The sequence below is a fragment of the Sporosarcina jiandibaonis genome (assembly GCF_013184495.1).
Taxonomy (GTDB): domain Bacteria; phylum Bacillota; class Bacilli; order Bacillales_A; family Planococcaceae; genus Sporosarcina; species Sporosarcina jiandibaonis.
In genome coordinates this window covers 794,127-807,527 of the sequence record NZ_JAAOIY010000001.1, presented here as the reverse complement: position 1 = coordinate 807,527, position 13,401 = coordinate 794,127, and the positions used below count along the sequence as shown (strand labels likewise).

Annotated in this window: 15 protein-coding genes; 12 read left to right on the top strand and 3 right to left on the bottom strand. The window is 40.6% G+C overall.

Going from position 1 to position 13,401, the window contains the following annotated elements:
- Window positions 1-8: 8 nt before the first annotated feature.
- Window positions 9-1,238 carry a methionine gamma-lyase family protein gene (locus G8782_RS04265; protein WP_425505478.1) on the top strand — a complete coding sequence of 410 codons (1,230 nt, stop codon included), beginning with the start codon at window positions 9-11 and terminating at the stop codon, window positions 1,236-1,238.
- A 46-nt stretch (window positions 1,239-1,284) separates the two neighbouring features.
- On the opposite strand, the gene lexA is transcribed toward G8782_RS04265, so the two are convergent.
- The gene (gene lexA / locus G8782_RS04260) at window positions 1,285-1,905 is read right to left on the bottom strand and encodes a transcriptional repressor LexA (RefSeq protein ID WP_172369646.1); all 621 of its coding nucleotides are present in this window, start codon (window positions 1,903-1,905) and stop codon (window positions 1,285-1,287) included.
- Between the two features lie 196 nt (window positions 1,906-2,101).
- Here lexA and yneA point away from each other — a divergent pair, with 196 nt between their 5' ends.
- The 6 genes from yneA to G8782_RS04230 all read left to right on the top strand — a co-directional run bounded on the left by yneA (window position 2,102) and on the right by G8782_RS04230 (window position 6,514).
- Window positions 2,102-2,416, top strand: coding sequence for a cell division suppressor protein YneA (gene yneA / locus G8782_RS04255; protein ID WP_172369645.1), 315 nt, complete (start codon window positions 2,102-2,104; stop codon window positions 2,414-2,416).
- Window positions 2,413-3,075, top strand: coding sequence for a YneB family resolvase-like protein (locus G8782_RS04250; RefSeq protein WP_343034948.1), 663 nt, complete (start codon window positions 2,413-2,415; stop codon window positions 3,073-3,075). The genes yneA and G8782_RS04250 overlap by 4 nt, the downstream gene beginning before the upstream one ends.
- A gap of 70 nt (window positions 3,076-3,145) precedes the next feature.
- Window positions 3,146-3,379, top strand: a complete 234-nt coding sequence (locus G8782_RS04245; RefSeq protein ID WP_172369644.1) for a DUF896 domain-containing protein — start codon at window positions 3,146-3,148, stop codon at window positions 3,377-3,379.
- Window positions 3,380-3,488: 109 nt separating this feature from the next.
- Window positions 3,489-5,492 carry a transketolase gene (gene tkt, locus G8782_RS04240; protein ID WP_172369643.1) on the top strand — a complete coding sequence of 668 codons (2,004 nt, stop codon included), beginning with the start codon at window positions 3,489-3,491 and terminating at the stop codon, window positions 5,490-5,492.
- A gap of 250 nt (window positions 5,493-5,742) precedes the next feature.
- Window positions 5,743-6,186: a sporulation inhibitor of replication protein SirA gene (sirA, locus tag G8782_RS04235; protein ID WP_172369642.1), complete on the top strand. Its 444-nt coding sequence runs from the start codon at window positions 5,743-5,745 to the stop codon at window positions 6,184-6,186.
- An 85-nt stretch (window positions 6,187-6,271) separates the two neighbouring features.
- On the top strand, window positions 6,272-6,514 hold the full coding sequence (locus G8782_RS04230; protein WP_172369641.1) for a YneF family protein: 243 nt from the start codon (window positions 6,272-6,274) through the stop codon (window positions 6,512-6,514).
- Between the two features lie 22 nt (window positions 6,515-6,536).
- Here G8782_RS04230 and G8782_RS04225 read toward each other — a convergent pair whose 3' ends face one another.
- Both G8782_RS04225 and G8782_RS04220 read right to left on the bottom strand, forming a co-directional pair.
- Window positions 6,537-7,478, bottom strand: a complete 942-nt coding sequence (locus tag G8782_RS04225; protein ID WP_172369640.1) for an alpha/beta fold hydrolase — start codon at window positions 7,476-7,478, stop codon at window positions 6,537-6,539.
- A gap of 16 nt (window positions 7,479-7,494) precedes the next feature.
- Entirely contained in the window at window positions 7,495-8,397 is a 903-nt protein-coding gene (locus tag G8782_RS04220; RefSeq protein WP_172369639.1) for a hydroxymethylglutaryl-CoA lyase, read from the bottom strand.
- Window positions 8,398-8,480: 83 nt separating this feature from the next.
- Here G8782_RS04220 and G8782_RS04215 point away from each other — a divergent pair, with 83 nt between their 5' ends.
- From G8782_RS04215 to G8782_RS04195, 5 genes are all read left to right on the top strand, one after another.
- Window positions 8,481-9,665 (top strand): acetyl-CoA C-acetyltransferase, encoded by a 1,185-nt coding sequence (locus G8782_RS04215; RefSeq protein WP_172369638.1) that lies wholly within the window; start codon window positions 8,481-8,483, stop codon window positions 9,663-9,665.
- 21 nt (window positions 9,666-9,686) lie between these two features.
- The gene (locus tag G8782_RS04210; RefSeq protein WP_172369637.1) at window positions 9,687-9,941 is read left to right on the top strand and encodes a YqkE family protein; all 255 of its coding nucleotides are present in this window, start codon (window positions 9,687-9,689) and stop codon (window positions 9,939-9,941) included.
- 138 nt (window positions 9,942-10,079) lie between these two features.
- On the top strand, window positions 10,080-11,072 hold the full coding sequence (locus tag G8782_RS04205; protein ID WP_425505470.1) for a M23 family metallopeptidase: 993 nt from the start codon (window positions 10,080-10,082) through the stop codon (window positions 11,070-11,072).
- 232 nt (window positions 11,073-11,304) lie between these two features.
- On the top strand, window positions 11,305-12,303 hold the full coding sequence (locus G8782_RS04200; RefSeq protein WP_281357886.1) for an ABC transporter ATP-binding protein: 999 nt from the start codon (window positions 11,305-11,307) through the stop codon (window positions 12,301-12,303).
- Complete coding sequence (locus G8782_RS04195) at window positions 12,290-13,327, top strand: ABC transporter ATP-binding protein (protein ID WP_172369636.1); 1,038 nt, start codon at window positions 12,290-12,292, stop codon at window positions 13,325-13,327. Before G8782_RS04200 ends, G8782_RS04195 begins: the two co-directional genes overlap by 14 nt.
- Window positions 13,328-13,401 lie beyond the last annotated feature (74 nt).

Sequence of the window (13,401 nt, the reverse complement as noted above, 5' to 3'; positions counted from 1 at the left end):
ATCTGGACATGCAGGCAGAAATAATTGAACAAAAACTTGCCCCTTATTTTAAGCAGGTTGAAAAAGTGGCGTTTACCAATCAGAAAAAAGTTCTTGCTGCATTCAAAAATAATCGAGTCAGTGATTTTCATCTAACCGGCTCGACAGGATATGGCTATGATGATGAAGGACGCGATGTATTAGAAAGAGTTTATGCGGATACATTCGGGGCGGAAAGCTGCCTGGTTCGAAACCAAATCATTTCAGGGACCCATGCCATTTCGATTAGTTTGTTTGGTGTACTCCGTCCCGGTGACGAATTGTTGTACATAACAGGAAAACCATATGATACTCTCGACTCGATTGTAACAGGTAACGGCAAAGACACGGGCTCGCTTCATGACTTTGGCATATCGTATAAACATATCGATTTACTGGAAGATGGTCGCGTGGATTTTGAAGAAGTGAAAAAAAATATCCATGAAAAAACAAAAGTGATAGGAATTCAACGATCTAAAGGTTATTCGGATAGACCATCGTTCATGATTGAGGAAATTGCTGAAATGGTTCAGAACGTAAAGGCGATTAACCCGAATCTTATTGTTTTTGTTGATAATTGCTACGGAGAATTTGTTGAAGAAAAAGAACCTACTGAGGTAGGTGCCGATTTAATGGCAGGCTCGCTTATTAAAAATCCAGGCGGAGGTCTCGTAAGAACGGGCGGGTATATTGCGGGCGTGAAAGAACTCGTCGAACAATGTGCTTACAGAATGACGTCTCCGGGGCTAGGAGCTGAAGCCGGCGCATCGCTTGATACGTTGCGTGAAATGTATCAAGGTTTCTTCCTGGCACCTCATATCGTTAGCCAAGCGGTGAAAGGCGCCCTCTTTACAGCAGCCCTTCTAGACAGTTATGGTCTCGTGACAACACCGCACTACTCGGATAGAAGAACGGACCTAATTCAGTCTGTATCATTTCGAAATGCCGAGCAAATGATTGAGTTCTGCAAAACAATTCAAGAAAATTCGCCTATCGATGCCCATTATGCACCGGAACCGTCATATATGCCCGGGTATGCGGACGACGTTATTATGGCTGCCGGCACTTTCATTCAAGGCTCCAGTATCGAGTTAACAGCAGATGGACCGATCAGGCCGCCTTACACGGCATACGTGCAAGGCGGATTAACATATGAACATGTAAAAGCGGCGGTACTATCCTCAATGGATAAACTATTAACGAATAAATTAATTGATTGATACAAAAAAAGGAGCTGTTTTCATGACAGCTCCTTTTGCATGTGTATTACTGGATATTTCGGTATACGCCGACGACTTTTCCGAGTACGGATACGTTGTCGACAATAATTGGATCCATTGAAGAGTTTTCAGGTTGTAATCTGAAATAATTTTTCTCTTTAAAGAATCGCTTCACAGTGGCTTCCTCATCTTCGGTCATCGCTACGATAATTTCGCCGTTTTGTGCTGAGCTCGTTTGTTTAACGACGACATAGTCGCCGTTTAAAATTCCAGCTTCTATCATACTCTCACCGACAATTTCCAACATGAAAATGTTATCGTCAGGTGTTCCGAATGTTTCTGGTAACGGAAAATACTCTTCGATATTCTCAATTGCAGTAATTGGCAGTCCGGCCGTGACTTTCCCTACTAGAGGGACATTTAGGACCCCCGGTTTGAATGTTTCAAGCCCCTCAGGATCCAAGACTTCTATGGCACGTGGTTTAGTTGGATCTCTCCGAATATATCCTTTACTCTCCAATCGCGCTAAATGTCCATGAACCGTCGAGCTGGATGCTAGTCCTACAGCCGTTCCAATTTCACGAACGGACGGCGGATATCCTTTCTGACTCACTTCAGACTTGATAAAATCCATAATCGCTTGCTGTCTTTTAGAAATCTTTGTCAACTCAATCACCCCTATATTATAGTTTTCGCATTGAGAAAAATTAGACGCTCGAACACGAATTCCCTTATTGAATCTAGTATATCAGCCGTTCTAATAAAAGACAAACGTTAGTTCTATAAAAAGATTGACAAATTGAAAAATCTATTTTATTATAAGAACATGCATTCCGAACAAACATTCGCTAGGAGAGATTAATATGCAATTCATAAAAAATAATAGTTATTTACTTCTTGTCGTTGCAGTTTGTATTATATTCACCATGATCGGTTTGAATAAAGCGGAAAAAGATGTTCCCTTCGAGAAAGTGGTTGTTGCTGAAGGTGACACGCTGTGGGACTACTCTGTCAAATACGCAAATAATAGTGTTCCGGCTGATAAATGGATTAAAGATATTATAAATTTAAACAATCTTACAACGACGACAATACGTGTCGGCGATGAGTTGAAAATACCGAAGAATAACCTATTGAATCACAATGATATCACGACACTTGCGGGGGAGATTGAGTGAGAGAAGGAAGGAAAAGATGCGTTATATATTGCAGAGTGAGCACTGAAAAAGAAGTGCAAGAAATGTCCCTCTCTAGGCAGGAAGAGGAACTGGAGCAATTAGCAAAAGATCTTAAATTCGCCCACGTCGAAACATTCATGGATCGACATAGCGGTTTTGATATCGACCGTGATGGGTTACTTGAACTCTTAGATTTTGTGAGAGATGAAAGTATCGATGTCGTTCTTGTTCAAGATGAAACAAGACTTGGTCGTGGTAATGCCCGAATGGCAATTTTGCATCTGCTTGCAAAAACCGGAACAGAAATCTTTTCTCATAACGACGGGGGGCCGCTCGCATTAAATGAAATGGATACAATGATGCTTGAAATACTAGCAATCGTTGAGGAATATCAACGCAAATTACACAACGCGAAAATTAGGCGTGGAATGCAGCGTGCCGTCCGTGACGGGTATCGTCCCGAACGCAACTTGAAAAATCGGGGCAATGCGGAAGGTCGCGAAAGACTCGAAGTGCCGGTCGGCGAAATTGTTTCATTGCGCGATAAGGGGTTAACATTCGAAGAGATTACAAATGTGCTAAAAGGTCTTGGGCACGACATAAGTAAAGCAACGGTGCACCGCCGTTTTAAAGAATATGAAATCGAGCAGGAAGGCTAAATTATTGCGCTTCCTGCTTTTTTTGTATACCTTTTACATAGTGAAATGTTAAAGATGCGGAGGAATACAAATGCTATCTCAAGAAAAGATAAATCGAATTAATGAACTCTCAAGAAAATCAAAAACAGCAGGGCTCTCTATTGAAGAGGCTAAGGAGCAAACAAAACTGCGCCAGGAGTATTTAGCTTCATTTCGTTCTTCGATGAGAGAGACGATTGAAAACGTTCAAGTTATTGATCCAGAAGGAACTGATGTTACGCCTGAAAAGGTTAAACAAGCTCGCAAACGAAATTTTCGCAACTAGATAGGCAAAAATCCACAAAAAAATTGTAATTATCGTGTGCTTTGTCTAAACTATAAGATGAATACTATCTAGAAAACAGATTTGACATAAGAAAGGAAGAACATCATTCATGACTCAAAATATTGACCAATTAGCTATTAATACAATTCGAACATTATCGATTGATGCGATTGAAAAAGCCAATTCAGGACATCCTGGCTTACCGATGGGTGCTGCTCCAATGGCATATACATTGTGGACTAAACATATGCACCATAATCCATCTAACCCAAACTGGTTCAACCGCGACCGTTTCGTGCTTTCGGCGGGTCACGGTTCAATGCTCCTATACAGCTTATTGCATCTTGCTGGATATGGCCTTCCAATGGAAGAACTTAAAAACTTTAGACAATGGGGTTCTGAAACACCAGGTCACCCAGAATATGGCGATACAGTCGGCGTCGAAGCAACAACCGGTCCGCTGGGTCAAGGTATTGGCATGGCTGTCGGAATGGCAATGGCCGAGAAACACCTAGCAGCTAAATACAACAAACCTGGATTTGATGTAGTCGATCATCATACGTACGCGCTATGTGGTGACGGAGATTTAATGGAAGGTGTTGCGGGAGAAGCAATCTCTTTAGCTGGACACTTACAATTAGACAAATTGATTGTTCTCTATGACAGCAATGATATTTCGCTTGATGGTGAATTAGATATGTCATTTACTGAGAATATTAAAAAGCGTTTCGAATCATACGGTTGGAATTACATCCGCGTTGAAGATGGAAACGACGTTGAGCTTCTATCAAAAGCAATTGAAGATGCGAAACAAAATACCGGCGGACCAACAATGATCGAGATTAAAACAGTAATTGGATACGGATCACCGAACAAATCAGGTAAATCAGCTGCACACGGTGCACCACTAGGCGAAGATGAAATGAAACTGACAAAAGAATATTACAAATGGACTTTCGAGGAAGACTTCTTTGTTCCAGAAGGTGTCTATGAGGCATTCCAAGAAGCAACTGAAAAACTTGGCGTTCAAAAAGAACAGGAATGGAACGAGCTTTTCGAAAAGTATGAAGCTGAACACGCTGACCTTGCAAAAGAATTACGTGATGCAATCGAAGGAAAATTACCTGAAGGATTCGTAGAATCACTTCCGACTTATGAAGCAGGTACTTCTTTAGCGACACGGGCAGCATCAGGTGATGCGATTAACGCAATTGCACCAATTCTTCCTTCACTTTTCGGCGGGAGTGCGGACCTTGCAGGTTCAAACAATACAACAATTAAAGAATCAGGCGCCTTCTTGCCTTCTGATTATTCAGGTCGTAATATTTGGTTTGGTGTACGTGAATTTGCAATGGGAGCGGCATTAAACGGAATGGCGCTACACGGCGGTTTACATGTATTTGGCGGAACGTTCTTCGTATTCAGTGACTACGTTCGTCCTGCTATTCGTTTATCAGCTCTGATGAATGTTCCTGTAACTTATGTATTCACACATGATAGTGTTGCTGTGGGTGAAGATGGCCCGACACATGAGCCGGTTGAACATTTGGCGTCACTTCGCGCGATGCCTGGATTATCAATTATTCGTCCTGCTGATGCAAATGAGACAGCTGCAGCGTGGAATATGGCCGTTTCATCAAGAAAGAATCCAACAGTTCTTGTCTTGTCGCGCCAAAACTTGCCTGTACTTTCTAAGACAGCAGAGTTAGCGCTTGATGGAGTTTCAAAAGGTGCTTACGTTGTATCTCCAGCATCGAAAGAAAAAGCAGATGCGATTCTTTTGGCTTCAGGATCTGAAGTGAGCCTTGCTGTAGCAGCACAAGAAAAATTAAAAGCAGAAGATATTGATGTAAGTGTCGTATCTATGCCTTCATGGGATTTATTTGAAAAACAAGATGATGAATACAAACAAAGCGTTCTTCCGAAAGACGTGAAAAAACGTCTTGGGATTGAAATGGGTTCATCACTCGGATGGCATAAATATGTTGGCGACGAAGGCGATGTATTGGCAATAGATACATTCGGAGCAAGTGGCCCAGGAAACATCGTGATGGAAAAATACGGTTTCACTGAAGAAAATGTTGTTTCGAAAGTGAAAAACTTACTAAAATAATAAGTAGCAATAGTATTCCAAAAGCCTGGTCGAACCATGGATTTTGGAATATTTTTTTCAAATATTTATGGAAATATATAATTAATAGTTGTATTTTTGCTGGTTTTCATGATAAAATAACTGAAAATACAGGAAACTATGTAATGAATCAAAATTCGACAAAACTAGTTAATTTCCAGCGCGCAATATGACAGACTTTTCAGAACTAAACAGATACACTTCTACATATGAGGAGGTGGGGGTCGTGCGATTGTACGGAATATATAAAGTGAAAAAGGAATACGAACCATTCGTAATTGGACGAGAACAACTTTTATACGATTTGCTGAAAGAGAACGGCGAGCAAAATAATGATTTAAAAGAAATTCATTATTTATGCGACGTCATCGAGCCTGAAGTAATAGATGAAGCTATCCTTTCAAATCTGAGTAAAGTATTTGAAACAATTGAACGGGAAAATGGGGAGTATAAATTGACTCACCCTGTAAAAGGCTCCATCCTAATCTCACTTTCAGCTTATTCTCTTTCGGTTTTTTGTGATGGATCTCGAATGTTAGACCTGGACTTATTTGTCGCGTTGTCCGAAGTAGATAGTCGTTTTTTTGCAGTAATGGATAATAACGGCGAGTGGGGATGGTTGAAACCGATCAAGTTTTCAGACAGCGAAAGAAAAACTGCAGCGATATTTCGATGAAAAGGTAGTATATCAGTCAATAGTATTGTATAATCCTTCATGGAACCGTAAAAAACGGACAACTGAAGTGAAGGAGGTATAGCGGATGAGTACGATATGGGTAATTGTCATAGCAGTCGTCGCGCTATTAGCTGGTGTGGCCCTCGGATTTTTCATTGCACGTCAATATATGATGAAATACTTAGAAGAGAACCCGCCGATTAATGAAGATATGCTACGAATGATGATGATGCAGATGGGGCAAAAACCTTCACAAAAGAGGATTAACCAGATGATGAGTCAAATGAGTAAGGTTAGCGAAAAAGAAAAGAAAAAGAAAAAAAAATAACATTTAAACACCCGCTAAAAATTTAGCGGGTGTTTAATTTTGATAGAAAACCGAATCGCAATAGAAATTCTTTAACGGTACTTTCATACGACTCGGAATTGTCATTGAACGACTTTGCATGAGACCCTTGTTCGAAAAGTTTCAGCATTTTGTCGCCAGGTTTCGCTTCATACAATTCCTTTGTCATATACGGCAAGATAAATTCATCTTTCATACTGTGGATGAACAGCATCGGCTTTTTAACATTTTCAATTACTTCCCGTGGAGAAACAAGATCTAAAGTGTAACCATCTCGCATTCTTAGAAATAAATTTGCTATACGTAAAGCCATTGCACTCCGAAGCGGCGTCTCCATACGCAAAACATGCAGGACTTGCTCTGTAAAGTCGGAAAACGGACAATCTACAATATGAAAATCCGCATCATCATCAAATGTTCCGGCATAAAGGATGGTCGTCGCGGCGCCCATGGATTCTCCGTGAATGCCCAGCAATGCACCTTCGCCGATTTCGTCACGGATAAAATGCACGATTGCCTGTAAATCCACTTTTTCATAATACCCGAAACTCGTAGTTTTGCCGCCGGATTCACCATGTCGCCGATGGTCATAAATGACGGAGTTAAAACCCAGACGTTCAAATAATCGGGCATATTTAATCGAATTCGTTTTGTTTTCCGTCACTCCATGACAAATTATGACTGTATTCTTCGTATTTAGCGGCTTTAAAAAAACTGTATTTAACAAATAACCATTTGGTGAATGAATCCAAAGGCCTTCTTTTCTCACGGTCTCATACCACTTTTCATCAAACCGTTTTGCCAATATTTCACGTTTCATAATAACGTCAGGATCCTTCATTTTTAAATACATAAGCCGATTTGTCACGATAAATCCGAAAAGGGTTAAAAAAGCAGCAATTACGCTAGAAATCACACCGGTTATATAGATGATGCGCCGTTTCACAAAACTCTCCTCCTACTTACAGCTGTCCATTCCTAAACAACCGATACATACCCGTTTCAATCGGTCTAGATACATGCGGCGCAATGAGTGAGACAGCCTCGCAAACTTTTTTCACATCGATTCCTGTTTCAATGCCTAGTGTATTAAGCATATTCACAACATCCTCCGTTGCTACATTACCAGTTGCACCGGGAGCGAAAGGGCAACCGCCCAATCCGCCAGCGGAAGTATCGAAACGATCAATTCCCGCTTGAAGTGCAGCATATATATTAGCCATCGCCATTTTTTGCGTGTCATGAAAATGCGCAGTTATTAATGTGTTTGGAAATTTCTCTTTTAAAGATTTAAATAGTGCATAGCTTTCCTGAGGATTGGCCATCCCTATTGTATCCGCGACACTGAGTTCATCGGCCCCCATTGCGACAAACCTTTCACATAATTGTACAACTGCATCGATTTGGATTTTACCTTCGTAAGGACAGTAAAATGCAGTTGAAATACACGCACGTATAAATACCCCTTCATCTTTTAATCGAGCAAGAACGGGTACAAGTGCATCCATGCTTTCATCAGTTGTGCGATTGATATTTTTTTGATTGAACGTATTGCTTACGCCTACGAATACCGCGATACTACGTGCCCCTGCTCGAAGCGCCAATTCTGCCCCTTTTGCATTTGGAGCAAGGACGAATTGCCGCCCAATTGAAGGTGTGTTTTTTAAAATAGCATTAGCGTCTGCCATTTGCGGAACCCATTTTGGAGAAACGAAAGATGTTAACTCCATTTCTTTAATATTTGCCCCTTGTAATGCCCTAATAAACCTCAATTTATCCGCCTCATGGACATATTTGCTCTCATTTTGAAGTCCGTCCCGTGGACCGACCTCGATTATTGTTGCATTGTTTGGTAAAATAAACATACCATCCCTCCTCATTTTTATTATAATGATGAGATGGAGTGACAAGCAAATTAAGGTGCAAATAGTTAAGGGGGAATTTAGAAATGGAAAATGAAGTAGTCATTGTTAGTGCGGTAAGAACAGCGATTGGATCGTTTCTTGGTTCATTAAAAGATGTATCGGCAGTTGATTTGGGGGCAACCGTTATTAAAGAAGCGCTAGAACGTGCTGAAGTTGCACCGGAGCTCGTTGATGAAGTCATTATGGGGAATGTCTTGCAAGCGGGTCTCGGACAAAATACAGCTAGACAAGCAGCTATTAAAGCAGGACTGCCTGAGACAGTTTCTGCAATGGCGATAAACAAAGTATGCGGTTCTGGCTTGAAAGCGGTTCATCTGGCACGTCAGGCAATTGTTTCAGGTGATGCAGACATCATCGTCGCTGGCGGCATGGAAAATATGAGCCAATCACCGTATTTATTAAAGAATGCGCGCGAAGGGTATAAAATGGGCGATCAAAAAGTCGTCGACAGCATGATTTCCGATGGATTATGGTGCGCCTTTAATGACTATCATATGGGAATTACAGCGGAAAACTTATGCGATCGCTATTCAATAACTCGCGAAGAACAAGACGTATTCGCCGCGAATTCACAGAAAAAAGCAGCTGCTGCAATTGAAGCCGGAAAATTTAAAGATGAAATTGTCGCCGTTGAAATTCCGCAACGAAAAGGCGATCCGATAATTTTCGATACGGATGAGTATGTCCGCGGTAGCTCGACTGCAGAAAAACTAGGAAAGCTGCGTCCGGCATTTAAACGGGATGGCAGCGTAACGGCCGGAAATGCTTCCGGAATCAATGACGGCGCGGCAGCATTTGTTATCATGTCAAAAAGAAAAGCAGAAGACCTCGGTTTAACGCCGCTTGCAACGATTGAAGCGAATGCTGGTGCTGGTGTGGATCCTTCAGTTATGGGAATCGGCCCGGTTCAAGCGGTGAAAAATGTATTGGCTCGCGCAAATATGGAACTAGCTGAAATCGACTTGATCGAAGCCAACGAAGCATTCGCAGCCCAATCGATTGCAGTTGATAAAGAACTTGAATTTGATCATGAAAAACTTAATGTTAACGGCGGCGCCATCGCGCTTGGACATCCTATCGGCGCAAGCGGCGCGCGAATCCTCGTAACATTACTTCATGAGATGAAACGCCGAGATGCAAAAACTGGACTCGCAACACTCTGTATCGGCGGAGGCCAAGGTGTTGCAACGATTGTAAAACGTCCTTGATAGAAAGTTGGTGAATTTTTAATGTCAGCAAAAAGGAGAAACGGAAACCGTCAACAAGTTGCAAAGAAAGACAATGTAACGCCAACACTGTCTGATTCCCTAGACGATGACATGCTCGCAAAATTAAAATCAGTGAAAACCGAGTTAACAACTGTGGAACGTGAAAAAGAAGAAATACGTCAAGAAAAACTTCGCCTCGAACGAAAAGAACGTGAAAAGAACAAAAGTTTTGCAGAACTATTAAACGAATACGGCGATGTCGGCACTAAGTACTAATCGTCAATAAGGAAACGAAGAAAGCGCTCAAGAAATCAATTCTTGAGTGCTTATTTTCGTTTTCAAAAAAATATTTCCAATCATGAAACAATCGAAATGGGGGACTCTAAATAACATACTCAAAAGGAGGTATTTTGTTTGAATGTTTTCTATCGCCTATTGTTTTTTGCATTCGCACTATTCCTCTTTGCACCTTGTCAAACATTAGCTGAAGAGGAACAAACAAGAGAGCAAGAATTAGAAGAAAGGATGGCGTATTACGTAAAAAACAGCAATCCGTTTTTACCTTGGTATTACTTAGCTGCTATTGATCAATTTGAACGAAATATACAAGCCGTACGTTCTGATATTCCCAAGGGCGAGGGTCCAATCTCTATATACTTTCCGAGCGAATTTTGGAATGGTGCCCTGAATCCTTCCAACGTAGATACGTCTGAAATTTCCATCACCTTTTTCAACGGATATGGACGAGATGGAAACAATGATGGAATTGTCGATTCAGAAAATCCTGATGACAAACTCTATACGATAGCAACATATATTAGCTCTTATGGTGCTACGGAAAATAGTGTGAAACAAGCTTTGATGGATTTTTATGACCGCAAAGAAACCGTTAATCAAATTATGACGATTTCAACACTTTATAAGCATTTTCAAACATTAAATTTAGATGAACGCGCTTTTCCTTTGCCAGTTCGCGCACACTATAGTTACCGAAGTACATGGGGTGTCTCTAGGGGCTGGGGCGGCAGGCGAATACACGAAGGAACAGATCTATTTGCTAATTATGGTGTGCCAGTTCTTTCAACCTCATACGGAATTGTTGAAGTAATGGGATGGAATGATTATGGCGGTTGGCGAGTAGGCATACGGGATATGTACAATACGTATCATTACTATGCGCATCTTTCCGGTTTTAATAAAGAAGTAAAAGAAGGCGACATTGTAGAACCAGGTACTGTGCTTGGTTATGTTGGAAGTTCAGGATACGGTAAAGAAGGAACATCTGGACGTTTTCCACCGCATCTTCATTACGCAATGTACAAATATAACGGAAGAACTGAATGGGCTTTTGATCCGTTTCCGTATTTACGGATTTGGGAAAGAGATGACAAAAATAAAAAACAATAACAAACTACCCCAAACATGGCAACAACCACCTTGTTTGGGGAATATTTTTTATAAGATACATGTCTCAAACAAATTTCGACAAAATATTCAGTATTATAAATTAAATTTAGTGAAATCAGATTGACAATTGCGATAGTTACGAATACAATGTAGTCAATTGTCGCAACAATGAATTTAACCAAATTGTTCCGTTTTCTCCCAAAAGTAAAATAGTTTTGAATGGAGTGTTCTTATGAGTATGCAACCGCTACTAGATGTTGAACAATTGAAAACTTATTTTTATTTGAACCAAAATCAAGTTGCCAAAGCTGTTGATGGAATTTCATTTTCAGTATTTCCAGGGGAGACTGTCGCTCTTGTTGGAGAATCGGGTAGTGGAAAGAGCATCACCGCATTATCAATTATGCAACTCATTAATAAACCAGGGAAAATCATTGAAGGTTCGATAACAATGAATAATCAGGAGCTATTGAAATTAAAACCGAAACAGATGACTTCGATTCGAGGAAACGACATCGGGATGATCTTCCAAGAACCGATGACCGCTTTAAATCCAGTATTCACCATTGGGAATCAAATAACAGAAATCATTAGAAAGCATAAGAAAGTTAATAGGCGTGTAGCCGAAATCCGAGCTGTCAGCCTATTAAAAGTTGTTGGAATTCCGAGACCTGAAGAAATAATGAAAGAATATCCGCACCAATTATCTGGCGGTATGAGGCAACGTGTAATGATTGCAATGGCTATATCATGCGACCCTCAGCTTTTAATTGCCGATGAACCCACAACAGCTTTAGATGTTACGATTCAAGCACAAATTCTTGATTTAATGGTTGAAATGCAAGAAAAGTTTCAAATGGCACTTTTACTCATCACGCATGATTTAGGTGTTGTCTATGAATATACGGACCGTGTAATGGTGATGTACGGTGGCCAAATTGTAGAACAAGCCCCTACTAAACAACTATTAAAGCTTACTAGACATCCATATACTCAAGGTTTGTTGGCAAGTTTGCCAAAGATAGACGAAGATGTGGATCGCCTCGGAACGATTAAAGGGACGGTTCCACCCGCATATAACTTCCCCATAGGTTGTCGTTTTGCAACCCGTTGTCCATTTGTAATGGACAAATGTAAAGAATCAAACCCTGAATTAAAGGAACTGGATACGGGCCATTTTGTCCGTTGTTATCTTTACGAGGATGGAGGAAGTACAAATGACGATGATTGAACGAAACTTGGAAAGTTCTAATCTAGATAATAGAACCGATAAAGATATTTTAGTAGAGGTTAAAAATTTAAAAAAATATTTTCCGATAAAAGGAGGTATTTTAAAAAGGACGATCGGCCAAGTAAAAGCGGTGGACGGCGTTTCTTTTTCAATCATCAAAGGAGAAACATTAGGGGTCGTCGGTGAATCAGGATCTGGAAAATCAACATTAGGACGAGTTATTCTGAGACTTCTTGATCCTACAGAAGGAAATGTGGTTTTTGATGATGTGGATATATCCTACTTGAGCCAACGAAAAATCAGACCGCAACGAAAAGATATGCAAATCGTTTTCCAAGACCCTTTTGCTTCTTTAAATTCCAAAATGAGCGTCGGACAACTTGTGGAAGAACCGTTGATAGTACAGGGGCTTCTATCTAAAAAAGATCGAGTGAAACAAGTTTCGGAAATAATAACTAAAGTAGGATTACGTAAAGGCGATTTGCAAAAATATCCGCATGAATTTTCCGGCGGCCAAAGACAACGGATAAGCATAGCACGAGCACTTGTTGTCAATCCGAAATTTGTCATTTGCGATGAACCTGTGTCTGCCTTGGATGTTTCAATCCAAGCACAAGTATTAAATCTCATGAAAGATCTTCAGGAGGAATTAGGTCTAACTTATTTATTCATCGCGCATGATTTGAGTGTAGTCAAGCATATTAGTGATAGAGTAGCCGTTATGTATTTAGGTAGATTTGTAGAACTTGCATCTAAGAAAGCGCTTTACAACAATGCGCTTCATCCTTATACGCGTGCCCTTCTATCTTCGATACCCGTCATTGACATTGATAAAGAGCCAGCTAAAAAGGTGGAAAAGATTAAGCTGCAGGGAGATTTGCCGAGTCCGGCGAATCCGCCGTCTGGCTGCACATTTAGGACGAGATGTCCATATGCATATGATCGTTGCACTTCCGAAGTACCCGAACTGATAGAGTTGGAAGAAAATCATTTTGTTGCCTGTCATTTATACACGGAAAAATGAATTTAATTACTTTTAGGGGGTGATGTATACAGGGCAAGACATGAAAAATAGAGAATTTTGAATAAAAAATGAAG